This is a genomic window from Streptomyces sp. NPDC058579, from assembly GCF_042718575.1.
GTDB lineage: Bacteria > Actinomycetota > Actinomycetes > Streptomycetales > Streptomycetaceae > Streptomyces.
This window is the reverse complement of record NZ_JBHXPI010000037.1, coordinates 45117-68506: the sequence shown is the minus strand read 5'-3', so window position 1 is coordinate 68506 and position 23390 is coordinate 45117. Positions and strand designations below refer to the sequence as shown.

Sequence of the window (23390 nt, the reverse complement as noted above, 5' to 3'; positions counted from 1 at the left end):
GCGCCGGGCGCCCCGGTGCGCGCCCACCCGCCGGGGGGGGGGGGCGCCGACCCCCCCCCCCCGCCCCGGCGGCAACGTTTCTGCTCGGTTCTGCTCAGTTGTCCTCGTGAGCGACCGCGCGCCGCGCGTCCGCGTCGAGGACGCCCCAGCTGATGAGCTGCTCGGTCAGGACCGAGGGCGACTGGTCGTAGATCACGGCGAGCGTGCGGAGGTCGTCCTGGCGGATCGACAGCACCTTGCCGTTGTAGTCGCCGCGCTGCGACTGGATCGTCGCCGCGTAGCGCTGGAGGGGGCCCGCCTTCTCCTGCGGGACGTGGGCCAGGCGCTCAAGGTCGAGGACGAGCTTCGGCGGGGGCTCGGCGGCCCCGCCCGGGGTCGTGCCGGGCAGGAGCTCCTGCACCGGGACGCCGTAGAAGTCCGCCAGCTCGGCGAGGCGCTGCACCGTCACGGCGCGGTCACCACGCTCGTACGAGCCGACCACGACGGCCTTCCAGCGGCCCTGGGACTTCTCTTCCACACCGTGGAGGGAAAGGCCCTGCTGGGTGCGGATGGCACGGAGCTTGGCCCCGAGCTGCTTTGCGTATTCGCTGGACATATAGCTCCCCGGACGCTGGTCGCTGTAGACAACGTGCGGCTCCGCCGCGTGGCTGGTAACTCACTGTGAGGTTACGCAGCGTTACTCTTTCCCGTCAAGCCGAATGGTCCATACCGCCCCCTCTCGGGGGACGGCGCCCGGAGTGGCGCCGGGGTGGTGAGCAGGGCGGCCACCCGCCCCTGGTAGAGTCGATGGCGCAAATCCGACGTCCTTTAAGGTCCGTCCCGTGAGGCGGAGAAGGAGGTCCGTTTCATATGGACACAGAGCAGTACTCCGATGCGGCACGCCCGGTTCTCGAGGGCCCCGACATCGCGCGGGTCCTGACCCGCATCGCCCACGAGATCGTCGAGCGCGCCAAGGGCGCCGACGACGTGGTCCTCCTCGGCATCCCGACGCGCGGCGTGTTCCTCGCCCGCCGGCTGGCCGACAAGCTCGCCGAGATCACCGGCCGCAAGATCCCGGTCGGCTCCCTCGACATCACCATGTACCGCGACGACCTGCGGATGAAGCCCGCCCGCGCGCTCGGCCGCACCGAGATCCCCGGTGACGGCATCGACGGCCGTCTGGTCGTCCTGGTCGACGACGTGCTCTTCTCCGGCCGCACCATCCGCGCCGCGCTCGACGCGCTCGGCGACATCGGCCGCCCGCGGGCCGTGCAGCTCGCGGTCCTCGTCGACCGAGGCCACCGCGAGCTGCCGATCCGCGCCGACTACGTCGGCAAGAACCTGCCCACGTCGCTGCGCGAGACGGTCAAGGTCCAGCTCGCCGAGGAGGACGGTCGCGACACCGTGCTGCTCGGCAGCAAGACCACCGCCTAGCCGGTCCGGCACCCCGACGGGTCCAGGGCACACCCCTGCGTGCCCGCACCCCGACGGGCCCCTAGGGGACACCCCCAGGCCCACACCTCCCGACCACGGAGCACACCCCGATGATGCGTCACCTCATCTCGGCCGCCGACCTCACCCGCGACGACGCCGTCCTCATCCTCGACACCGCCGAGGAGATGGCCCGGGTCGCCGACCGGCCGATCAAGAAGCTGCCCACCCTGCGCGGCCGGACCATCTGCAACCTCTTCTTCGAGGACTCCACCCGCACCCGGATCTCCTTCGAGGCCGCCGAGAAGCGCCTCTCCGCCGACGTGATCAACTTCGCGGCCAAGGGCTCCAGCGTCTCCAAGGGCGAGTCCCTCAAGGACACCGCCCAGACCCTGGAGGCGATGGGCGTCGACGCCGTCGTCATCCGCCACAGCGCCTCCGGCGCCCCGTACCGGCTCGCCACCTCCGGCTGGATCGACGCCCCCGTCATCAACGCCGGCGACGGCACCCACCAGCACCCCACGCAGGCCCTGCTCGACGCCTTCACCATGCGCCGCCGCCTCGTCGGCCGTGACGCCGGCCTCGGCCAGGACCTCGCGGGCAAGCGCATCACCCTCGTCGGAGACGTCCTGCACAGCCGGGTCGCCCGCTCCAACGTCGACCTGCTGCACACCCTCGGCGCCGAGGTCACCCTGGTGGCCCCGCCCACCCTCGTCCCGGTCGGCGTCGAGACCTGGCCCTGCGAGGTCAGCTACGACCTCGACAGCGTGCTGCCGAAGTCCGACGCGGTGATGATGCTGCGTGTGCAGCGCGAGCGGATGAACGCGGCCTTCTTCCCGACCGAGCGCGAGTACTCGCGGCGGTACGGGCTCGACGGCTACCGGATGGCGAAGATGCCCGAGCACGCCATCGTGATGCACCCCGGCCCGATGGTCCGCGGCATGGAGATCACCGCCGAGGTCGCCGACTCCGACCGCTGCACGGTCGTCGAGCAGGTCGCCAACGGCGTCTCCGTCCGCATGGCCGTCCTCTACCTGCTGCTCGGCGGCTCCGAGCCCGCCGCCACCGCCCACCCGTCGCCCACCACCACCCTTGACCGAGGCGCTGCGCGCCGCCCCTCCGTCGCCGAGGAGAGCAAGTAACCATGAGCAAGATCCTTATCCGCGGTGCCAAGGTGCTGGGCGGCGAGCCGCAGGACGTCCTGATCGACGGCGAGACCATCGCCGAGGTCGGTACGGGCCTGTCGGCCGAGGGCGCGACCGTCGTCGAGGCCGAGGGCCAGATCCTGCTGCCCGGCCTCGTCGACCTCCACACCCACCTGCGCGAGCCCGGCCGCGAGGACTCCGAGACCGTCCTCACCGGCACCCGCGCCGCAGCCTCCGGCGGCTTCACCGCCGTCTTCGCCATGGCCAACACCTTCCCGGTCGCCGACACCGCCGGTGTGGTCGAGCAGGTCTACCGCCTCGGCAAGGAGTCCGGCTACTGCGACGTGCAGCCCATCGGCGCCGTCACGGTCGGCCTGGAGGGCAAGAAGCTCGCCGAGCTCGGCGCCATGCACGACTCCGCCGCCGGCGTCACGGTCTTCTCCGACGACGGCAAGTGCGTCGACGACGCCGTGATCATGCGCCGCGCCCTGGAGTACGTGAAGGCATTCGGCGGCGTCGTCGCCCAGCACGCCCAGGAGCCCCGCCTGACCGAGGGCGCCCAGATGAACGAGGGCGTCGTCTCCGCCGAGCTGGGTCTCGGCGGCTGGCCGGCCGTCGCCGAGGAGTCGATCATCGCCCGCGACGTGCTCCTCGCCGAGCACGTCGGCTCCCGCGTCCACATCTGCCACCTGTCGACCGCCGGCTCCGTGGAGATCGTGCGCTGGGCCAAGTCGCGCGGCATCGACGTCACCGCCGAGGTCACGCCCCACCACCTCCTCCTGACCGACGAGATGGCGCGCTCGTACAACCCCGTCTACAAGGTCAACCCGCCGCTGCGCACCGAGCGTGACGTGATGGCGCTCCGCGAGGCCCTGGCCGACGGCACCATCGACATCGTCGCCACCGACCACGCCCCGCACCCGCACGAGGACAAGGACTGCGAGTGGGCCGCGGCCGCCATGGGCATGGTGGGCCTGGAGACCGCGCTCTCCGTCGTCCAGCAGACGATGGTCGAGACCGGACTGCTCGACTGGGCCGGCGTCGCCGACCGGATGTCCGTCAAGCCGGCCGCCATCGGGCGGGCCGAGGGCCACGGACGCCCCGTCTCGGCAGGTGAGCCCGCGAACCTGACCCTGGTCGATCCGGCATACCGTGGTCTCGTGGACCCCGCGGGCTTCGCCTCCCGCAGCCGCAACACCCCCTACGAGGGCCGCGAACTGCCGGGACGCATCACCCACACCTTCCTGCGGGGCCGGGCAACGCTCGTCGACGGGAAGCTGGCGTGACACTCATCGAACTGGCCGCCGAGGCCGAGAAGAAGTCGGCGGAAGTCACCGACTGGGCCGGGCGGATCGGCTGGGTCGCGGGACTCCTGCTCTTCATCGCCTTCGTCTACTGGCTGATGCGCCAGGGATGGAAGTGGCGCGGCAGCCTCCAGTCGGACCTGCCCGAACTGCCGGGAATGCCCGAGAGCGCCGGCGAGGTGAGACTGTCCCTGAGCGGGCGGTACCACGGCTCGACCACGGCCGGGCAGTGGCTCGACCGGATCGTCGCCCACGGCCTCGGCACCCGCAGCCGCGTCGAGCTCACGCTTGACGACGCGGGGATCGCGGTCGTACGTCCCGGGGCGAACGACTTCTTCATCCCGGTCGAGGCCCTCCGCGAGGCCCGGCTCGACAAGGGCATCGCGGGCAAGGTCCTCGCCGAGGGCGGGCTGCTGATCGTCACGTGGGCGCACGGCGAGAAGCTCCTCGACTCCGGCTTCCGGTCCGACCGGGCGGCGGAGCACACCGCCTGGGTCGAGGCCGTCAACAGCATGATCAAGACTACGGAAGGCACCGCACGATGACGACCTCCAATCAGGGGAGCTCCTCGAAGAGGAAGGCGGTGCTTCCCGCCGTACTCGTCCTGGAGGACGGCCGCATCTTCCGCGGTCGCGCCTACGGGGCCGTGGGGGAGACCTTCGGCGAGGCCGTGTTCTCCACCGGCATGACCGGCTACCAGGAGACCCTCACCGACCCGTCGTACCACCGCCAGGTCGTCGTGATGACCGCCCCGCACGTCGGCAACACCGGCGTCAACGACGAGGACCCCGAGTCCTCCCGCATCTGGGTCTCCGGCTACGTCGTCCGCGACCCCGCCCGCGTCTCCTCCAACTGGCGCGCCAAGCGCTCGCTGGACGAGGAGCTCGCCGCCCAGGGCGTCGTCGGCATCTCCGGCATCGACACCCGCGCCCTCACCCGCCACCTGCGCGAGAGCGGCGCCATGCGCGTCGGCATCTTCTCCGGCAACGCGCTGCCCGACGAGGGCACCATGCTCGCCGAGGTCCGCCAGGCCCCCGAGATGAAGGGCGCCGACCTCTCCGCCGAGGTCGCCACCAAGGAGACGTACGTCGTCCCCGCGATCGGCACCAAGAAGTTCACCGTCGCCGCCGTCGACCTCGGCATCAAGGGCATGACCCCGCACCGGATGGCCGAACGCGGCATCGAGGTCCACGTGCTGCCCGCCACCGCCACCGTCGAGGACGTGTACGCGGTGAAGCCGGACGGCGTGTTCTTCTCGAACGGCCCCGGCGACCCGGCCACCGCCGACCACCCGGTCTCCGTCATGCGGGCCGTCCTGGAGCGCAAGACGCCGCTCTTCGGCATCTGCTTCGGCAACCAGATCCTCGGCCGCGCGCTCGGCTTCGGCACCTACAAGCTGAAGTACGGCCACCGCGGCATCAACCAGCCGGTGCAGGACCGCACGACCGGCAAGGTCGAGATCACCGCGCACAACCACGGCTTCGCCGTCGACGCGCCCCTCGACAAGGTCTCCGACACCCCCTACGGGCGTGCCGAGGTCTCCCACGTCTGCCTGAACGACAACGTCGTGGAAGGCCTCCAGCTGCTCGACCAGCCGGCCTTCTCCGTCCAGTACCACCCCGAGGCGGCCGCGGGCCCGCACGACGCCGCGTACCTCTTCGACCGCTTCGTAACCCTGATGGAGGCCGAGCGTGCCTAAGCGCACCGATATCCAGTCCGTCCTGGTCATCGGCTCCGGCCCGATCGTCATCGGCCAGGCCGCCGAGTTCGACTACTCCGGAACCCAGGCCTGCCGGATCCTCAAGGCCGAGGGCCTGCGGGTGATCCTGGTCAACTCCAACCCGGCCACGATCATGACCGACCCGGAGATCGCCGACGCCACGTACGTCGAGCCGATCACCCCCGAGTTCGTCGAGAAGATCATCGCCAAGGAGCGCCCCGACGCGCTCCTGCCCACCCTCGGCGGCCAGACCGCGCTCAACACCGCGATCTCCATGCACGCGCAGGGCGTCCTGGAGAAGTACGGCGTCGAGCTCATCGGCGCCAACGTGGAGGCCATCAACAAGGGCGAGGACCGCGACCTCTTCAAGGGTGTCGTCGAGGCCGTCAAGGCCAAGATCGGCTACGGCGAGTCCGCCCGGTCCGTGATCTGTCACACCATGGACGACGTCATCGCGGGCGTCGACACGCTCGGCGGCTACCCCGTCGTCGTGCGCCCCTCCTTCACCATGGGCGGCGCCGGCTCCGGCTTCGCCCACGACGAGGACGAGCTGCGCCGCATCGCCGGCCAGGGCCTCACGCTCTCCCCGACCACCGAGGTGCTCCTGGAGGAGTCCATCCTCGGCTGGAAGGAGTACGAGCTGGAGCTGATGCGCGACCGGAACGACAACGTCGTGGTCGTCTGCTCCATCGAGAACTTCGACCCGATGGGCGTCCACACCGGCGACTCGATCACCGTCGCCCCGGCGATGACGCTCACCGACCGCGAGTACCAGCGGCTGCGCGACATCGGCATCGCGATCATCCGCGAGGTCGGCGTCGACACCGGCGGCTGCAACATTCAGTTCGCGATCAACCCGGACGACGGCCGCATCATCGTCATCGAGATGAACCCGCGCGTCTCCCGCTCCTCCGCCCTCGCCTCCAAGGCCACCGGCTTCCCGATCGCGAAGATCGCGGCGCGTCTCGCCGTCGGCTACACGCTGGACGAGATCCCCAACGACATCACGGAGAAGACCCCGGCCTCCTTCGAGCCCACGCTCGACTACGTCGTGGTCAAGGCTCCTCGCTTCGCCTTCGAGAAGTTCCCGCAGGCCGACTCCACCCTCACCACGACCATGAAGTCGGTCGGCGAGGCCATGGCGATCGGCCGCAACTTCACCGAGGCGCTGCAGAAGGCGCTGCGCTCCCTGGAGAAGAAGGGCTCGCAGTTCGCCTTCACCGGCGAGCCCGGCTCCAAGGCCGAGCTGCTGCGCGACGCGGTCCGCCCCACCGACGGCCGGATCAACACCGTCATGCAGGCCATCCGCGCCGGGGCCACCCCCGAGGAGGTCTTCGACGCGACCAAGATCGACCCCTGGTTCGTCGACCAGCTCTTCCTCATCAAGGAGATCGCCGACGAGCTCGCCGCCGCCGAGAAGCTCGAGCCCGAGCTGCTCGCCGAGGCCAAGCGCCACGGCTTCTCCGACGCCCAGATCGCCGACATCCGCGGCCTGCGCGAGGACGTCGTCCGCGAGGTCCGGCACGCGCTCGGCGTCCGCCCGGTCTACAAGACGGTCGACACCTGCGCCGCCGAGTTCGCCGCCAAGACCCCGTACTTCTACTCCTCGTACGACGAGGAGAGCGAGGTCGCGCCGCGCACCAAGCCCGCCGTGATCATCCTGGGCTCCGGCCCGAACCGCATCGGCCAGGGCATCGAGTTCGACTACTCCTGCGTCCACGCCTCCTTCGCGCTCAGCGACGCCGGCTACGAGACCGTGATGGTCAACTGCAACCCGGAGACCGTCTCCACGGACTACGACACCTCCGACCGCCTCTACTTCGAGCCGCTCACGCTCGAGGACGTCCTGGAGATCGTCCACGCCGAGACGCTGGCGGGCCCCGTCGCCGGAGTCATCGTCCAGCTCGGCGGCCAGACCCCGCTGGGCCTCTCCCAGGCGCTCAAGGACAACGGCGTGCCCGTCGTCGGCACCTCCCCGGAGGCCATCCACGCCGCCGAGGACCGCGGCGCTTTCGGCCAGGTCCTCGCCGACGCCGGCCTGCCCGCGCCCAAGCACGGCACCGCGACCACCTTCGCCGGGGCCAAGGCCATCGCCGACGAGATCGGCTACCCCGTCCTCGTACGCCCCTCGTACGTGCTCGGTGGCCGCGGCATGGAGATCGTCTACGACGAGGCCCGCCTGGAGTCGTACATCGCCGAGTCCACCGAGATCAGCCCCACCCGGCCGGTCCTGGTCGACCGCTTCCTCGACGACGCCATCGAGATCGACGTCGACGCCCTCTACGACGGCCACGAGCTCTACCTCGGCGGCGTCATGGAGCACATCGAGGAGGCCGGCATCCACTCCGGCGACTCGGCCTGCGCCCTGCCCCCGATCACCCTCGGCGGCCACGACATCAAGCGCCTGCGCACCTCCACGGAGGCCATCGCCAAGGGCGTCGGCGTGCGCGGACTGATCAACATCCAGTTCGCCATGGCCGGCGACATCCTCTACGTCCTGGAGGCCAACCCGCGCGCCTCCCGGACCGTCCCCTTCACCTCCAAGGCGACCGCCGTGCCGCTCGCGAAGGCCGCCGCCCGCATCTCGCTGGGCACGACCATCGCCGAGCTGCGCGCCGAGGGCCTGCTGCCGAGGACCGGCGACGGCGGCACCCTGCCGATCGACGCGCCGATCTCCGTCAAGGAGGCCGTGATGCCGTGGACCCGCTTCCGCGACATCCGCGGACGCGGCGTGGACACCATCCTCGGCCCGGAGATGCGCTCCACCGGCGAGGTCATGGGCATCGACTCCGTCTTCGGCACGGCGTACGCCAAGTCGCAGGCCGGCGCCTACGGCCCGCTGCCCACCAAGGGCCGCGCGTTCATCTCCGTCGCCAACCGCGACAAGCGCTCGATGATCTTCCCGGCGCGCGAGCTGGTCGCCCACGGCTTCGAGCTGATGGCCACCTCGGGCACCGCGGAGGTGTTGCGCCGCAACGGCATCAACGCCACCGTCGTGCGCAAGCTCAGCGACGGCGAGGGCCCGAACGGCGAGAAGACGATCGTCCAGCTGATCCACGACGGCCAGGTCGACCTCATCGTCAACACCCCGTACGGCACCGGCGGCCGCCTCGACGGCTACGAGATCCGTACGGCGGCGGTGGCCCGCTCCGTCCCGTGCCTCACCACGGTCCAGGCGCTCGCCGCCGCCGTCCAGGGCATCGAGGCGCTCGGCCACGGCGACGTCGGCGTCCGCTCGCTCCAGGAACACGCGGAGCACCTGACCGCGGCCCGCGACTAGCAACCCACGAGGGGGACACCGGAAACGGTGTCCCCCTCTTGCTGAGGACACCCACATGTACAAGTTCTTCTTCCACGTCGTCTTCAAGCGGATGGACCCGGAGCAGGCCCACTACCTGGCCTTCCGCTGGATCCGCCTGGCCGCCCGCGTCCCCGTGCTCCGCACCTTCGTCGCCGCCGTCCTCGCGCCCCGGTTCAAGGAACTGCGCACCGAGGCGCTCGGCCTGCGCATGCACGGCCCCTTCGGCCTCGCCGCCGGCTTCGACAAGAACGCCGTCGCCATCGACGGCATGTCGATGCTCGGCTTCGACCACATCGAGATCGGCACGGTCACCGGCGAAGGCCAGCCGGGCAACCCCAAGAAGCGCCTCTTCCGGCTGGTCCCGGACCGCGCCCTGATCAACCGCATGGGCTTCAACAACGAGGGCTCCGCCGCTGTGGCGGAGCGCCTCCACGCGCGCGTGTCGGTCTTCAACACCGTCGTCGGCGTCAACATCGGCAAGACCAAGGTCGTCCCGGAGGCCGAGGCCGCCGCCGACTACGTGAAGTCCACCGAGCGCCTCGCCCGCCACGCCGACTACCTGGTCGTCAACGTCTCCTCCCCGAACACCCCGGGCCTGCGCAACCTCCAGGCCACCGAGTCCCTGCGCCCGCTCCTCACGGCGGTACGCGAGGCGGCCGACCGGTCCGTCCAGGACCGCCGCGTCCCGCTCCTGGTCAAGATCGCCCCCGACCTGGCCGACGAGGACGTCGACGCCGTCGCCGACCTGGCCCTGGAGCTCGGCCTCGACGGCATCATCGCCACCAACACGACCATCGCGCGCGAGGGCCTCGGCCTGAAGTCCGACCCCGCGCTGGTCCAGGAGACCGGCGGGCTCTCCGGCGCCCCCGTCAAGGAGCGCTCCCTCGCCGTCCTGAGGCGCCTCCACGCGCGCGTGGGCGACCGGCTCGTCCTCGTGGGCGTCGGCGGCATCGAGAACGCCGAGGACGCCTGGCAGCGCATCCTGGCCGGCGCCACCCTGATCCAGGGCTACAGCGCCTTCATCTACGAGGGCCCGTTCTACGCCCGCGCGATCCACAAGGGCCTCGCGGCGCGCCTCGCCGCCTCCCCGTACGCCACCCTCGCCGAGGCCGTCGGCGCCGACAACCGAAAGGCCGCCGCCAAGTGACTCTCTCCTTCGGAACCCGCCTGCGCACCGCCATGGACGAGCGCGGCCCGCTCTGCGTCGGCATCGACCCGCACGCCGCCCTGCTGGCCTCCTGGGGCCTGGACGACGACATCGCGGGCCTGGAGCGCTTCACCTTCACGGTCGTCGAGGCCCTCGCCGAGACCGTCGCCGTCTTCAAGCCGCAGTCCGCGTTCTTCGAGCGCTTCGGCTCGCGCGGTGTCGCCGTCCTGGAGCGCGCCGTCGCCGATCTGCGGGCCGCGGGCGGGCTCGTGGTGATGGACGCCAAGCGCGGCGACATCGGCTCCACCATGGCCGCGTACGCCGAGGCCTTCCTGCGCAAGGACTCCCCGCTCTTCTCGGACGCGCTGACGGTCTCGCCGTACCTCGGCTACGGCTCCCTCAAGCCGGCCGTCGACCTGGCGCGGGAGTCGGGCGCGGGCCTCTTCGTCCTGGCCCTCACGTCCAACCCGGAGGGCGCGGAGGTCCAGCGGGCGGTCCGCGAGGACGGCCGGACCATCGGCGCGACCATGCTGGCCCACCTCGCCGAGGAGAACGCGGGGGAGACCCCCATGGGCTCCTTCGGCGCGGTCGTCGGCGCCACGCTGGGCGACCTGTCCTCCTTCGACCTGGACATCAACGGCCCGCTCCTGGCCCCCGGCCTCGGCGCCCAGGGCGCGAGCCCGGCCGACCTCCCCGCGGTCTTCGGCGCGGCGGTCCGCAACGTGGTCCCGAACGTCAGCCGGGGGGTCCTGAAGCACGGTCCGGACGCCGCCGCCCTGCGCGCCTCGGCGGAGCGGTACGCGACCGAGATCCGCGAGGCCGTCGCCGGCTGAGAGCCCTTCTCGGGTCGTTCGAGAGCCCTTCGGGAACCCTGCGGGAGCCGTTCGAGAGCTCTTTGACGGTCCGTCGAACACTCTCAGGGCGTCCGTCGGACCAATCCGCAGGTGAGGGACGTCTCACTCCTTGACAGGATCCTTACCCAAAACACGGTCGTTATGTCTGAAAAGTCCTGGTCGGCAGATGCTGACCAGGACTTTTCGCTTGTTCTCGCTGACTGGAGAGACTTTCGCCGCTAGTCTCCGGGGCAGGGTCAGCGTTCAGCGGTTCCTTGCGTTGGTCGCTGCTCCAATGGTGTGGGGCGACTAGGTTCCTCACCGGTCCGTATCCGACAGTTCGACATCCGAGGTGACGTAGGCGTGGCTCTTCCGCCCCTTACCCCTGAACAGCGCGCAGCCGCGCTCGAAAAGGCCGCCGCGGCTCGCCGGGAGCGGGCCGAGGTCAAGAATCGACTCAAGCACTCCGGTGCCTCGCTCCACGACGTCATCGAGCAGGGCCGCAAGAACGAGGTCATCGGCAAGATGAAGGTCTCGGCGCTGCTCGAGTCCCTGCCCGGCGTCGGCAAGGTGCGCGCCAAGCAGATCATGGAGCGACTCGGCATCTCCGAGAGCCGGCGCGTGCGCGGGCTCGGTTCCAACCAGATCGCCTCCCTGGAGCGCGAGTTCGGTGGCTCCGGCGCCTGAAGCGGGACTGCCGTCCCAGGCACCCCCGTAAAGCTGGAATAATCGCTGCATGGCAGCAGAGGTACGTCCGCGGCTGACCGTGCTCTCCGGCCCCTCAGGGGTCGGCAAGAGCACGGTCGTCGCTCATATGCGCAAGGTCCACCCCGAGGTCTGGCTCTCGGTGTCGGCCACGACACGAAAGCCGCGCCCCGGCGAGAAGCACGGCGTCCAGTATTTCTTCGTCACGGACGATGAATTCGACAAGCTGGTCGCCAACGGGGAACTCCTCGAATGGGCCGAGTTCGCGGGCAACCGCTACGGCACGCCGCGTCAGGCGGTCCTGGAGCGCCTGGAGGCCGGCGAGCCGGTCCTCCTGGAGATCGACCTCCAGGGCGCCCGGCAGGTCAAGGAGTCCATGAAGGACTCCCAGCTGGTCTTCCTCGCCCCGCCGAGCTGGGACGAACTGGTCCGCAGGCTCACCGGCCGCGGCACCGAGTCGCCCGAGGTCATCGAGCGCCGCCTCGCGGCCGCCAAGATCGAACTGGCCGCCGAGACGGAGTTCGACACCACCCTGGTCAACACCTCCGTCGAGGACGTGGCCCGTGAGCTGCTAGCCTTGATGAACGTTGTTTGATCTTTTCTGATCGCCTGGATCTGATCGCCCTGATCAGCTCACCCAGAAGTTTCTTCGGAAGGCAAGAGAGTGTCCTCTTCCATCACCGCGCCCGAGGGCATCATCAACCCCCCGATCGACGAGCTGCTCGAGGCCACCGACTCGAAGTACAGCCTCGTGATCTACGCGGCCAAGCGCGCGCGCCAGATCAACGCGTACTACTCGCAGCTCGGCGAGGGCCTGCTCGAGTACGTCGGTCCGCTCGTCGACACCCACGTGCACGAGAAGCCGCTCTCGATCGCCCTGCGCGAGATCAACGCGGGTCTGCTGACCTCCGAGGCCATCGAGGGCCCGGCTCAGTAAGCACGTCAGCACGTAACGTTTCTCACCACAGGCCCGGCGGAACAACCGCCGGGCCTGTGGTGTCTCATGGAGTCGTACGCATCCGAGTACGCATCCGAGTGCGGGGAGTGGCAGTGGTGACCAAGCCGAAGGTCGTTCTGGGCGTCAGCGGCGGCATCGCCGCCTACAAGGCCTGTGAGCTGCTCCGGCGGCTGACGGAGTCGGGCCACGACGTCCGGGTCGTCCCCACCGCCTCGGCGCTCCACTTCGTCGGCGCCGCCACCTGGTCCGCGCTCTCCGGCCACCCCGTCTCCACCGAGGTGTGGGACTCCGTCCACGAGGTCCCGCACGTACGGATCGGGCAGGGCGCCGACCTCGTCGTCGTGGCGCCCGCCACCGCCGACATGCTCGCCAAGGCCGCCCACGGGCTCGCCGACGACCTTCTGACGAACACCCTGCTCACGGCCCGCTGTCCGGTCGTCTTCGCCCCCGCGATGCACACCGAGATGTGGGAGCACCCCGCCACCCAGGAGAACGTCGCCACCCTGCGCCGTCGCGGCGCGGTCGTCATCGAGCCCGCCGTCGGCCGCCTGACCGGCGTCGACACCGGCAAGGGCCGGCTGCCGGACCCCGGCGAGATCTTCGAGGTCTGCCGCCGGATCCTCGCCCGTGGCGTGGCCGCGCCCGACCTCGTCGGCCGCCACGTCGTGGTCAGCGCGGGCGGCACCCGCGAGCCCCTCGACCCGGTCCGCTACCTGGGCAACCGCTCCTCCGGCAAGCAGGGCTACGCCCTGGCCAAGGCCGCCGCGGCCCGGGGCGCCCGGGTCACGCTCGTCGAGGCGAACACCGGCATCCCCGACCCGGCCGGGGTCGACGTCGTCCACGTCGGCACCGCGATCCAGCTGCGCGAGGCCGTGCTCAAGGCCGCCGCCGACGCCGACGCCGTGGTCATGGCCGCCGCCGTGGCGGACTTCCGCCCGGCCGTCTACGCCCCCGGCAAGATCAAGAAGCAGGACGGGGTGGAGGCCCCGGTCGTGGAGCTGGTCCGCAACCCCGACATCCTCGCCGAGATCTCCGCCGACCGGGCCCTGCCGGGCCAGGTGGTCGTCGGCTTCGCCGCCGAGACCGACGACGTGCTCGCCAACGGCCGCGAGAAGCTCCGCCGCAAGGGCTGTGACCTGCTCGTGGTCAACGAGGTGGGGGAGCGCAAGACCTTCGGCTCCGAGGAGAACGAGGCCGTCGTCCTCGCCGCCGACGGCTCCGACACGCCCGTACCGTACGGGCCGAAGGAAGCCCTCGCCGAGACGGTCTGGGACCTCGTCGCGCCCCGTCTGCGATCCCTTCCCGCGGAGAATTCGGGGAAATCTCACCCCCGGCCGGATTTCACCGTCCCGGCCGAGTGAATCCCCCGGGATTCCCGTCCTGGCGGGCGAGGGGAATGGGCGTGCGTGAGGTGCATGGGACCGGATTCGGCGAGCTCAGGCCTCCCACCTTGCGAGACACCTGCCCCAATGCTCGATGACGCCCGATAGACTGTTCTTGGTACGACGCGGGGCGCAGCCCCCTGCCGTCCGACATTGTTCAGCCAGCAGCCGCTGCAACCCCAGGGAGCATTGTGTCCCGTCGTCTGTTCACTTCGGAGTCCGTGACCGAAGGTCACCCCGACAAGATCGCTGACCAGATCAGCGACACCATTCTCGACGCGCTGCTGCGCGAGGACCCCACGTCCCGCGTCGCCGTCGAGACGCTGATCACCACCGGCCTCGTGCACGTCGCCGGTGAGGTCACCACGAAGGCGTGGGCCGACATCCCCACCCTCGTACGGAACAAGATCCTCGAGATCGGGTACGACTCCTCGAAGAAGGGCTTCGACGGCGCGTCCTGCGGCGTCTCGGTCTCCATCGGGTCGCAGTCCCCGGACATCGCGCAGGGCGTCGACACGGCGTACGAGAAGCGCGTCGAGGGCGACGAGGACGAGCTCGACAAGCAGGGCGCCGGCGACCAGGGCCTGATGTTCGGCTACGCGTCGGACGAGACCCCGGAGCTCATGCCGCTCCCGATCTACCTGGCCCACCGGCTCTCCCGCCGGCTGACCGAGGTCCGCAAGAACGGGACCATCCCGTACCTGCGCCCCGACGGCAAGACCCAGGTCACCATCGAGTACGACGGCGACAAGGCCGTCCGCCTCGACACGGTCGTGGTCTCCTCGCAGCACGCCTCGGACATCGACCTGGAGTCGCTGCTCGCGCCCGACATCCGCGAGTTCGTCGTCGAGCACGTCCTGAAGCAGCTCGTCGAGGACGGCATCAAGCTGGACACCGACGGCTACCGCCTGCTGGTCAACCCGACCGGACGCTTCGAGATCGGCGGCCCGATGGGCGACGCCGGCCTCACCGGCCGCAAGATCATCATCGACACGTACGGCGGCATGGCCCGCCACGGTGGCGGCGCCTTCTCCGGCAAGGACCCGTCGAAGGTCGACCGCTCGGCCGCCTACGCCATGCGCTGGGTCGCCAAGAACGTCGTGGCCGCGGGCCTCGCCTCGCGCTGCGAGGTCCAGGTCGCGTACGCGATCGGCAAGGCCGAGCCCGTCGGACTCTTCGTCGAGACCTTCGGCACGAACACGGTCGAGACCGAGAAGATCGAGCACGCCATCGGCGAGGTCTTCGACCTCCGCCCGGCCGCGATCATCCGCGACCTCGACCTGCTCCGCCCGATCTACGCCCAGACCGCGGCGTACGGCCACTTCGGCCGCGAGCTTCCCGACTTCACGTGGGAGCGCACGGACCGCGTGGACGCGCTGAAGAAGGCGGCGGGCCTCTAAGGTCCCGCCCGCTCGATCCGGTGGAAAGCCCGGCCCCCCTAGGGGGAGCCGGGCTTCCGCATGCCCGGCCGAGGACGGCTGTCAGTGCGTTCTGGTAGGTATGAGGCTGTGAGCAGCGAGAACGAGACGCCCGAGGGTGCGGCCGGTGAGCCGCACGAGCAACTCGCGCTCATTCGGGAGACCGTGCGCCAGGCCAAGGTGCCCAAGGCCAAGCCGCGGACCTGGCGCGGGGCGGCGCTGGCCAAGGAGCTGCCCGTGGCGCGGGTGGTGGTCAACAAGGGCGTGCTGCACCTCGACCAGTTCTTCGACTACGCCGTGCCCGAGGAGCTCGACGCCGTCGCGCAGCCGGGGGTGCGGGTGCGGGTGCGGTTCGGGGCCGGCGCGCACCAGGTCAGGGACGGGCGGCGCGAGGGCGGGCGGCTGATCGACGGCTTCCTCGTGGAACGGCGCGCCGAGTCGGACTACAAGGGTGCCCTGGCCGCGCTCGCGGACGTCGTGTCGCCCGAGCCGGTGCTCGGCGACGAGCTCCTGGGGCTGGCGCGGGCGGTCGCCGACCGGTACGCGGGAAGCCTCGCGGACGTCCTCCAGCTGGCCGTGCCGCCCCGGAGCGCGCGGGCCGAAGGGAAGAGCTCCCCGGACCCGTTGCCGCCGCCCGAGGCGCCCGAGGCGGGCACCTGGACGCGGTACGAGCGCGGTCCCGGCTTCCTGGACGCCCTCGCGCGCGGCGCGGCCCCACGGGCGGTCTGGAACGCGCTCCCGGGCCCCCACTGGGCCGAGGAGCTGGCCCGGGCGGTCGGCGCCACGCTGGCCTCCGGGCGCGGCGCGCTCCTCGTCGTACCCGACGGACGGGCGGCGTCGCGCGTCGACGAGGCGTTGACGGCGCTCCTGGGCCCCGGGCGGCACGCTCTGCTCACCGCCGAAGCCGGCCCGGAGAAGCGGTACGCCCAGTGGCTCGCGGTACGGCGGGGCTCCGTGCGGGCGGTCGTCGGCACGCGCGCGGCGATGTTCGCGCCGGTACGGGATCTCGGGCTCGTCGCCATCTGGGACGACGGGGACGGCAGCCACAGCGAGCCGCACGCCCCGCAGCCCCACGCGCGCGATGTCCTGCTGCTGCGCGCCGCCCACGGCCGGTGCGCCTTCCTGCTCGGCTCCACCAGCTGCACGGTCGAGGCCGCCCAGCTCGCGGAGTCCGGCTGGGCCGCTCCGCTGGTCGCCGGACGGGATCAGGTGCGGCTGGCCGCGCCGCTCGTACGGACCGTGGGGGACGGCGAGCTGGCCCGCGACGAGGCCGCGCGCGCCGCGAGGCTGCCCTCGCTGGCGTGGCAGGCGGTACGGGAGGGCCTGAAGACCGGCCCGGTGCTCGTACAGGTGCCGCGCCGGGGTTACGTACCGAGGCTGGCGTGCGAGCGCTGCCGGACGCCCGCCCGCTGCCGGCACTGCGCGGGCCCGCTGGAGGCGCCCGAGCAGGCGGAGCTGCGGTGCGGCTGGTGCGGGCGGGGCGCGCCGGACTGGCACTGCGTGGAGTGCGGCTCGACGCGGCTGCGGGCCCAGATCGTGGGCGCGCGGCGGACGGCGGAGGAGCTGGGCCGGGCGTTCCCGGCGGTGCCGGTACGGACGTCGGGGCGGGACCACGTCCTGGACACCGTGCCGGGGCGGCCCGCGCTGGTGGTCTCCACCCCGGGGGCGGAACCGGTCGCCGAGGGCGGCTACGCGGCGGCGCTGCTCCTCGACGGCTGGGCGATGCTCGGCCGCCCCGACCTGCGTGCGGGCGAGGAGGCGCTACGGCGCTGGATCGACGCGGCCTCGCTGGTGCGGGGCCAGGGGGAGGGCGGCACGGTCGTGGTCGTCGCCGAGCCGACGCTGCGGCCGGTGCAGGCGCTGGTGCGGTGGGATCCGGTGGGCCACGCGCAGCGGGAGCTGGCGGAGCGGGCGGAGCTCGGCTTCCCGCCGGTGTCCCGGATGGCCGCGGTCTCCGGCCCGCCGGAGGCGGTCGAGGCGTTCCTGTCCGGCGCGGACCTCCCGGGCGACGCGGAGATCCTGGGCCCGGTCCCGCTCCCGGTCGTCCGCCCCGGCGGCCAGCGCCGCCCGGGTGACCCGCCACCGGGCGAACACTGGGACCGCGCCCTGATCCGCGTCCCACCGGGCACGGGCGCGTCACTTGCGACCGCCCTGAAACACGCCCGCGCGGCGCGCTTGTCGCGTGGCGGCGGCGACCCGGTACGGGTCAGGGTGGACCCCCCGGACATCGGGTAGCGGCCGCTTGCACGGGGGCGGGGGCTGCCCTGCGCGGGCGGCGCCTACTCGCCCCTCCACCGACGTTCCGTCCTGCGGAACGACTGCCCACAACCCGCGTGCGGGCGCGGCGCGAAGGCCGCCGTGTGGAACGCGGTGGGGGCGGGTGGACGTTGACCCGGCTCGCAGTTCGCAGGGTGGCGTCAGCCGTTGCGGGGGCCCGGGAAGGCCGAGGGGCGGGGGTCCTCGCGGAGGGACGGGGTCACCGGGGTCGGCTGGGGCGGCATCGTGCGGGCCGGGGGTACCACCGGCATCGTGCGCGTCGTGCCCGGCTCCGGCGCGAGCTCCTGGTCCACGACGAGCCCCGGCTGGGGCGCGCGCCGCGCGCCGTAGCGGCGGTGGACGGCCTGCTTCGTGACCCCGAGCGCCGAGCCGACCGCGTCCCACGAGAACCCGAGCGAGCGGTCGAAGTCGACGGCCGCCGTCACCAGGGTCTCGACACTGTCGCGCAGCTCCTGGGCCAGCCGGACGGTCGGGGCGGGCGCCCGCCCGTAGACGACGAAGCCCGTCGACGGGCCGGAGCGGCGCGGGCGGTAGACATTGCCCAACTGGGCCGTGAGCGTGCGCAGTGCGTCGACCTGCCGCCGGACCCGCTCGATGTCCCGCACCAACAGGTGCAGACTTGCCCGGGCTTGGGCGTCGTGGGTTGCGTGGTCGGCCATGTGAAAGCCTCTCGAACCGGCGTGGAAAAGGGTCGGGCCACGACAAGGGCGGGCCCGTTTCGGTCAATCTCTCTTGACCAACGCGCCACCCGTGGTTGGGGTCACGCTGCGGGGGCGTACACGCATATGCGCGGGGCGCTCGTCGTCACGTACGCCCCCTAGACTGGTGCGCTGCCCTCCACCGCCCCGACATGCGAGGTTTTTCCGAGTGAAGCTGGTCTTCGCAGGCACCCCCGAGGTCGCCGTGCCCGCCCTGGACGCCCTGCTCGCCTCCGGCCGGCACGAGGTGGCCGCCGTCGTCACCCGCCCCGACGCCCCCGCAGGCCGTGGCCGGCGCCTGGTGGCGAGCCCGGTCGCCGAGCGGGCGGAGGAGGCCGGGATCGAGATCCTCAAGCCGGCGAGGCCGCGCGACGAGGCGTTCCTCGCGCGGCTGCGCGAGATCGCCCCGGACTGCTGCCCGGTCGTCGCGTACGGCGCGCTGCTCCCCAAGGTCGCCCTCGACATCCCCGCGCGGGGCTGGGTCAACCTGCACTTCTCGCTGCTGCCCGCGTGGCGTGGCGCGGCGCCGGTCCAGCACGCGGTGATGGCGGGCGACGAGGTGACGGGCGCGTCGACGTTCCAGATCGAGGAGGGGCTCGACTCCGGCCCGGTCTACGGCGTGATCACCGAGGACGTCCGCCCCACCGACACCAGCGGTGACCTGCTCACCCGGCTCGCCTTCGCGGGCGCGGGGCTGCTCGCCGCGACGATGGACGGCATCGAGGACGGCACGCTCCAGGCCGTGCCGCAGCCGGCCGAGGGCATCACGCTCGCGCCCAAGATCCAGGTCGAGGACGCCCACGTGGACTGGAAGGCCCCGGCGCTCCGCGTGGACCGCGTCGTGCGCGGCTGCACGCCCGCGCCGGGAGCCTGGACGGTGTTCCGCGGCGAGCGCCTCAAGCTGATCCAGACGGCTCTGCTCCCCGACCGCACGGACCTCACGCCCGGCGAGCTCGCCGCGGGCAAGAACAACGTGTACGTCGGCACCGGCTCGCACGCCGTCGAACTCCTCTGGGTCCAGCCCCAGGGCAAGAAGCCGATGAAGGCCGCCGACTGGGCCCGCGGCGTACGGATCGCCCCCGGCGAGCGCGTTGGCCTCTGACGGCGTCGGGGTCGACGAGCACGGCGTGCTCCGGCTGCCCGAGGGTTCCTGGTGGGACTGGGAGGTCGTCGACTACAACGGCTCCCGGCTCCGCCTGGGGGCCGGGCACGACCTCACGTACCACCACCTCCTTGAGGTGGTCTTCACGGACGTGTCGTACCTCCGCTGTCCCACGATGTTCACGGACGCCGAGTTTCGCGCGCCGACGCGGGAGGAGGTCGCGGAGGCCGCGCGCCTGCTCGGTGAGGAGCCTCCCGTCCTCGTCGCCTTCGAGGCGGACGCTGGTTCCGGCCGGCCCACGCCGTGCCTGATCGCAGCCGACGCCGTGGACGTGGTCACGGGGCATTTTCCGCGTGCGGGGGCCTCGGACGTAGGCTGAGAGCGTTCGACCTAGTCATTTCTCATGCGGAGCACCTTTTGAGCGAGCAGGCACGTCGCCGTCCCCCCAAGCCGTATCGGCGTCCCCAGAAGGATCCCGTGCGGATTCTGGCCTTCGAGGCGTTGCGGGCGGTCGACGAGCGGGACGCCTACGCGAATCTCGTGTTGCCGCCGCTGTTGAAGAAGGCCCGGGAGAAGGGTGACTTCGACGGGCGGGACGCGGCGCTCGCGACCGAGCTGGTCTACGGGACGCTGCGGCGGCAGGGGACGTACGACGCGATCGTGTCGGCGTGTGTCGACCGGCCGCTTCGCGAGGTCGATCCGCCCGTGCTCGATGTGCTGTCGCTCGGTGCGCATCAGTTGCTCGGTACGCGGATTCCTACGCACGCCGCCGTCTCCGCCAGTGTGGAGCTCGCGCGGGTGGTGCTCGGGGACGGGCGGGCCAAGTTCGTGAACGCCGTGCTGCGGAAGATCTCGCAGCACGACCTCGACGCCTGGATCGAGCAGGTCGCCCCGCCCTACGAGGCCGACGCCGAGGACCATCTCGCGGTCGTCCACTCGCACCCCCGCTGGGTCGTCTCGGCGCTCTGGGACGCCCTCGGCGGCGGCCGGGCCGGCATCGAGGACCTCCTGGAGGCCGACAACGAGCGGCCCGAGGTCACCCTCGTCGCCCGGCCCGGGCGGGCCACCACCGAGGAGCTGACCGGCGAGGACACGCTGCCCGGGCGCTGGTCGCCGTACGCGGTGCGGATGGCCGAGGGCGGCGAGCCCGGTGCCATCGAGGCCGTCAAGGACGGGCGGGCCGGAGTCCAGGACGAGGGCAGCCAGCTGGTCGCCATCGCGCTCGCCAACGCGCCCCTGGAGGGTCGCGACGAGCGCTGGCTCGACGGCTGCGCGGGCCCCGGCGGCAAGGCGGCCCTCCTCGGGGCCCTGGCCGCCCAGCGCGGCGCCACCCTCCTCGCCTCCGAGAAGCAGCCCCACCGCGCCCGCCTCGTCGAGCGCGCCCTCGCCGGCAACCCCGGCCCGTACCAGGTCATCGCCGCCGACGGCACCCGCCCGCCGTGGCGGCCCGGCTCCTTCGACCGGGTCCTCATGGACGTGCCCTGCTCGGGCCTCGGCGCCCTGCGCCGCCGCCCCGAGGCCCGCTGGCGCCGCCGCCCGGAGGACCTGGACGGCTTCGCCCCGCTCCAGCGCGGGCTGCTGCGCGAAGCGCTCTCGGCGGTCCGCGTCGGCGGCGTCGTCGGGTACGCGACCTGCTCGCCCCACCTGGCCGAGACCCGGATCGTCGTCGAGGACGTCCTCAAGGGGCGCGGCGGCCCGGCGTACGAGGCGGAGTGGATCGACGTCCGCCCGCTGATGCCCGGCGTCCCCGCACTCGGCCAAGGCCCGGACGTCCAGCTCTGGCCGCACCTCCACGGCACGGACGCGATGTACCTGGCCTTGCTGCGTCGTACCGCCTGAGAGTTGCCCGGAAGGGGCTGAAACGTCGGTTACGTCTCGCCCTTCCGGGCCGGAATCGGGTCCGAAGGCGCCCGGATCCGAGCCCGAAACCGCTTCGCGGCAAAGAAGTGCCCAAGAACATGGCAGGCTTGGCACATGGCGCAGATCAACCCCAGCATCCTGTCCGCAGACTTCGCCCGCCTCGCCGAGGAGGCGAAGGCCGTCGACGGAGCCGACTGGCTGCACGTCGATGTCATGGACAACCACTTCGTGCCCAACCTGACCCTCGGCGTGCCGATCGTCGAGTCGCTGGCCCGGGCCACGGACACCCCGCTGGACTGCCACCTCATGATCGAGGACCCGGACCGCTGGGCCCCGCAGTACGTGGAGGCCGGCGCCGGGTCCGTCACCTTCCACGTCGAGGCGGCCGCCGCCCCGGTGCGGCTCGCGCGCGAGATCCGGGCGAAGGGGGCGCGGGCCTCGATGGCGCTCAAGCCCGCGACGCCCATCGAGCCGTACGAGGACCTGCTCCCCGAGCTCGACATGCTGCTGATCATGACCGTCGAGCCCGGCTTCGGCGGCCAGGCCTTCCTCGACATCATGCTGCCCAAGATCCGCCGCACCCGTGAGCTGATCTCCAAGCACGGTCTGGAGCTGTGGCTCCAGGTCGACGGCGGCGTGGCCGAGTCGACCATCGAGCGGTGCGCCGAGGCCGGCGCCGACGTCTTCGTCGCCGGATCGGCGGTCTACGGCGCCCAGGACCCGGCCGAGGCCGTCCGCTCCCTCCGTGCCAAGGCCGACGCCGCGACCGCCACGGCGGCGTGGGCGTGTGGCCACTGAACCTCCGGCAGATGAACGCGGTCCGTCGGAGCGCCGACAGGACCGATCGGGACCCGCCGGATCTGACAGGATGAACAGCGGGTCCAGAGTGTGAACGGCGCGGCAAGACAGCATCAAGACAAGCAGTAATACAGACAGCACGACAGCGGTTCGACAAGCAGCACGACAGCAGCACGACAAGCAGCAAGACAGCAGTGCGACCAGCACCACGACGCGGCGCGTGAGCAGCGGTACGTGAAACAGAGCTAAGGAGATCGCGGTGGCGGGAATCTCGGCGGGACGGTCAGCCCTGCGGATGGGACCCGCGGAGCTGGTGCAGGCGGCGGCCATGGCGCGTCGCTTCTACCTCGAGGGCAAGTCCAAGATCCAGATCGCCGAGGAGTTCGGCGTGAGCCGCTTCAAGGTGGCCCGGGTCCTGGAGACCGCGCTCGAACGCGACCTCGTACGGATCGAGATCCGCGTCCCGGCCGAGCTGGACGCCGAGCGCTCCGACGCGCTCCGCGCCCGCTACGGGCTCCGCCACGCCGTCGTCGTCGAGTCCCCGGCGGAGGGCGAGGACGAGTCGCCCGACCCGGAGAACCTCGGCGAGGTCGCCGCCGACCTGCTCGGCGAGCTGGTCAACGAGGGCGACGTCCTGGGCCTGGCCTGGGGCCGCTCGACCATCCACATGGCCGCCGCCCTCGACCGGCTGCCCCCGTGCACGGTCGTCCAGCTCACCGGCGTGTACGACGCCGGGACCGCCGAGCGCGGCTCGGTCGAGGCGGTACGGCGGGCCGCCCAGGTCTCCGGCGGCGAGGCGCACCCCATCTACGCGCCGATGCTGCTGCCCGACCCCGCCACGGCGGCCGCGCTGCGCAACCAGACGGGCATCGCCCGCGCCTTCGAGTACTTCGACAAGGTCACCGTCGCCTGTGTCTCCATCGGCTCCTGGGAGCCGGGCATCTCGACCGTGCACGACATGCTCACCGACGAGGAGCGCGCCCACTACGCCTCCCTCGGCGTCGCCGCCGAGATGTCCGCGCACCTCTTCGACTCCGAGGGGCGCCGGGTCGGTCGCGACCTGGGCGAGCGCTGCATCACGGTCGAGGCCGACCGGCTGCGCCGGATCCCCGAGGTCGTCGCGATCGCGGGCGGCCAGCGCAAGGCGGCGGCGATCGGGGCGGTCCTGCGCTCCGGGCTCGTCACCAGCCTCGTGACCGACCGGGCCGCGGCCGACTTCCTCCTCACCGAGTCCGTCCCGGGCCCGCGCCCCGCGCTGGAGCGCGCCGACCCCGACGGCGTCTGAGACGCCCGTCCCACCCCCCCCGTCCGCCTACACGGCGGGCGGGGCAT

General features: G+C 71.9%; 21 protein-coding genes. 19 read left to right on the top strand and 2 right to left on the bottom strand.

Features of this window, described 5'->3' with window-relative positions; all coding sequences use genetic code 11:
* Window positions 1-94 precede the first annotated feature (94 nt).
* Window positions 95-595, bottom strand: coding sequence for a transcriptional regulator BldD (gene bldD / locus ACFWRO_RS29660; protein WP_017242229.1), 501 nt, complete (start codon window positions 593-595; stop codon window positions 95-97).
* A gap of 254 nt (window positions 596-849) precedes the next feature.
* Here bldD and pyrR point away from each other — a divergent pair, with 254 nt between their 5' ends.
* From pyrR to ACFWRO_RS29590, 14 genes are all read left to right on the top strand, one after another.
* Complete coding sequence (gene pyrR / locus ACFWRO_RS29655; protein ID WP_384515336.1) at window positions 850-1413, top strand: bifunctional pyr operon transcriptional regulator/uracil phosphoribosyltransferase PyrR; 564 nt, start codon at window positions 850-852, stop codon at window positions 1411-1413.
* Between the two features lie 110 nt (window positions 1414-1523).
* Entirely contained in the window at window positions 1524-2552 is a 1029-nt protein-coding gene (locus tag ACFWRO_RS29650; RefSeq protein WP_384515333.1) for an aspartate carbamoyltransferase catalytic subunit, read from the top strand.
* A gap of 2 nt (window positions 2553-2554) precedes the next feature.
* Window positions 2555-3841: a dihydroorotase gene (locus tag ACFWRO_RS29645; RefSeq protein ID WP_384515331.1), complete on the top strand. Its 1287-nt coding sequence runs from the start codon at window positions 2555-2557 to the stop codon at window positions 3839-3841.
* Entirely contained in the window at window positions 3838-4404 is a 567-nt protein-coding gene (locus ACFWRO_RS29640; RefSeq protein ID WP_384515328.1) for a hypothetical protein, read from the top strand. The genes ACFWRO_RS29645 and ACFWRO_RS29640 overlap by 4 nt, the downstream gene beginning before the upstream one ends.
* A complete protein-coding gene (gene carA, locus ACFWRO_RS29635; protein ID WP_384515325.1) occupies window positions 4401-5558 on the top strand; it encodes a glutamine-hydrolyzing carbamoyl-phosphate synthase small subunit in 1158 nt (385 codons plus the stop codon). Before ACFWRO_RS29640 ends, carA begins: the two co-directional genes overlap by 4 nt.
* The gene (gene carB / locus ACFWRO_RS29630; protein WP_384515322.1) at window positions 5551-8859 is read left to right on the top strand and encodes a carbamoyl-phosphate synthase large subunit; all 3309 of its coding nucleotides are present in this window, start codon (window positions 5551-5553) and stop codon (window positions 8857-8859) included. The genes carA and carB overlap by 8 nt, the downstream gene beginning before the upstream one ends.
* A gap of 55 nt (window positions 8860-8914) precedes the next feature.
* Window positions 8915-10027 (top strand): quinone-dependent dihydroorotate dehydrogenase, encoded by a 1113-nt coding sequence (locus ACFWRO_RS29625; RefSeq protein ID WP_384515319.1) that lies wholly within the window; start codon window positions 8915-8917, stop codon window positions 10025-10027.
* Window positions 10024-10860: an orotidine-5'-phosphate decarboxylase gene (gene pyrF / locus ACFWRO_RS29620; protein ID WP_384515316.1), complete on the top strand. Its 837-nt coding sequence runs from the start codon at window positions 10024-10026 to the stop codon at window positions 10858-10860. Before ACFWRO_RS29625 ends, pyrF begins: the two co-directional genes overlap by 4 nt.
* A 363-nt stretch (window positions 10861-11223) precedes the next feature.
* Entirely contained in the window at window positions 11224-11547 is a 324-nt protein-coding gene (gene mihF / locus ACFWRO_RS29615; RefSeq protein ID WP_384515313.1) for an integration host factor, actinobacterial type, read from the top strand.
* A 49-nt stretch (window positions 11548-11596) separates the two neighbouring features.
* The gene (gene gmk, locus ACFWRO_RS29610; protein ID WP_384515310.1) at window positions 11597-12160 is read left to right on the top strand and encodes a guanylate kinase; all 564 of its coding nucleotides are present in this window, start codon (window positions 11597-11599) and stop codon (window positions 12158-12160) included.
* A gap of 69 nt (window positions 12161-12229) precedes the next feature.
* Window positions 12230-12502, top strand: a complete 273-nt coding sequence (gene rpoZ, locus ACFWRO_RS29605) for a DNA-directed RNA polymerase subunit omega (RefSeq protein WP_005319902.1) — start codon at window positions 12230-12232, stop codon at window positions 12500-12502.
* Window positions 12503-12618: 116 nt separating this feature from the next.
* Complete coding sequence (gene coaBC / locus ACFWRO_RS29600) at window positions 12619-13884, top strand: bifunctional phosphopantothenoylcysteine decarboxylase/phosphopantothenate--cysteine ligase CoaBC (protein WP_384515307.1); 1266 nt, start codon at window positions 12619-12621, stop codon at window positions 13882-13884.
* Between the two features lie 212 nt (window positions 13885-14096).
* Window positions 14097-15305, top strand: coding sequence for a methionine adenosyltransferase (gene metK, locus ACFWRO_RS29595; RefSeq protein WP_362004872.1), 1209 nt, complete (start codon window positions 14097-14099; stop codon window positions 15303-15305).
* A 108-nt stretch (window positions 15306-15413) separates the two neighbouring features.
* On the top strand, window positions 15414-17558 hold the full coding sequence (locus tag ACFWRO_RS29590) for a primosomal protein N' (protein WP_384515304.1): 2145 nt from the start codon (window positions 15414-15416) through the stop codon (window positions 17556-17558).
* Between the two features lie 182 nt (window positions 17559-17740).
* On the opposite strand, the gene ACFWRO_RS29585 is transcribed toward ACFWRO_RS29590, so the two are convergent.
* Window positions 17741-18259 (bottom strand): hypothetical protein, encoded by a 519-nt coding sequence (locus tag ACFWRO_RS29585; RefSeq protein WP_384515301.1) that lies wholly within the window; start codon window positions 18257-18259, stop codon window positions 17741-17743.
* A gap of 208 nt (window positions 18260-18467) precedes the next feature.
* Here ACFWRO_RS29585 and fmt point away from each other — a divergent pair, with 208 nt between their 5' ends.
* The 5 genes from fmt (at window position 18468) to ACFWRO_RS29560 (ending at window position 23343) form a co-directional block, all read left to right on the top strand.
* On the top strand, window positions 18468-19400 hold the full coding sequence (gene fmt / locus ACFWRO_RS29580; protein WP_384515299.1) for a methionyl-tRNA formyltransferase: 933 nt from the start codon (window positions 18468-18470) through the stop codon (window positions 19398-19400).
* Window positions 19390-19779 (top strand): hypothetical protein, encoded by a 390-nt coding sequence (locus ACFWRO_RS29575; protein ID WP_384515296.1) that lies wholly within the window; start codon window positions 19390-19392, stop codon window positions 19777-19779. The genes fmt and ACFWRO_RS29575 overlap by 11 nt, the downstream gene beginning before the upstream one ends.
* 38 nt (window positions 19780-19817) lie before the next feature.
* Window positions 19818-21239, top strand: a complete 1422-nt coding sequence (locus ACFWRO_RS29570) for an RsmB/NOP family class I SAM-dependent RNA methyltransferase (RefSeq protein ID WP_384515294.1) — start codon at window positions 19818-19820, stop codon at window positions 21237-21239.
* Between the two features lie 135 nt (window positions 21240-21374).
* Complete coding sequence (rpe, locus tag ACFWRO_RS29565) at window positions 21375-22058, top strand: ribulose-phosphate 3-epimerase (protein ID WP_361968619.1); 684 nt, start codon at window positions 21375-21377, stop codon at window positions 22056-22058.
* 295 nt (window positions 22059-22353) lie between these two features.
* Window positions 22354-23343, top strand: coding sequence for a sugar-binding transcriptional regulator (locus tag ACFWRO_RS29560; RefSeq protein ID WP_384515342.1), 990 nt, complete (start codon window positions 22354-22356; stop codon window positions 23341-23343).
* The last annotated feature ends 47 nt before the right edge of the window (window positions 23344-23390 follow it).

What these genes read in the sequence shown, in the direction of transcription:
- bldD (WP_017242229.1), bottom strand. Translation starts at nt 595, where the DNA reads ATGTCCAGCGAATACGCAAAGCAGCTCGGGGCCAAGCTCCGTGCCATC.
- pyrR (WP_384515336.1), top strand. Translation starts at nt 850, where the DNA reads ATGGACACAGAGCAGTACTCCGATGCGGCACGCCCGGTTCTCGAGGGC.
- ACFWRO_RS29650 (WP_384515333.1), top strand. Translation starts at nt 1,524, where the DNA reads ATGATGCGTCACCTCATCTCGGCCGCCGACCTCACCCGCGACGACGCC.
- ACFWRO_RS29645 (WP_384515331.1), top strand. Translation starts at nt 2,555, where the DNA reads ATGAGCAAGATCCTTATCCGCGGTGCCAAGGTGCTGGGCGGCGAGCCG.
- carA (WP_384515325.1), top strand. Translation starts at nt 4,401, where the DNA reads ATGACGACCTCCAATCAGGGGAGCTCCTCGAAGAGGAAGGCGGTGCTT.
- ACFWRO_RS29625 (WP_384515319.1), top strand. Translation starts at nt 8,915, where the DNA reads ATGTACAAGTTCTTCTTCCACGTCGTCTTCAAGCGGATGGACCCGGAG.
- gmk (WP_384515310.1), top strand. Translation starts at nt 11,597, where the DNA reads ATGGCAGCAGAGGTACGTCCGCGGCTGACCGTGCTCTCCGGCCCCTCA.
- ACFWRO_RS29585 (WP_384515301.1), bottom strand. Translation starts at nt 18,259, where the DNA reads ATGGCCGACCACGCAACCCACGACGCCCAAGCCCGGGCAAGTCTGCAC.
- rpe (WP_361968619.1), top strand. Translation starts at nt 21,375, where the DNA reads ATGGCGCAGATCAACCCCAGCATCCTGTCCGCAGACTTCGCCCGCCTC.
- ACFWRO_RS29560 (WP_384515342.1), top strand. Translation starts at nt 22,354, where the DNA reads ATGGGACCCGCGGAGCTGGTGCAGGCGGCGGCCATGGCGCGTCGCTTC.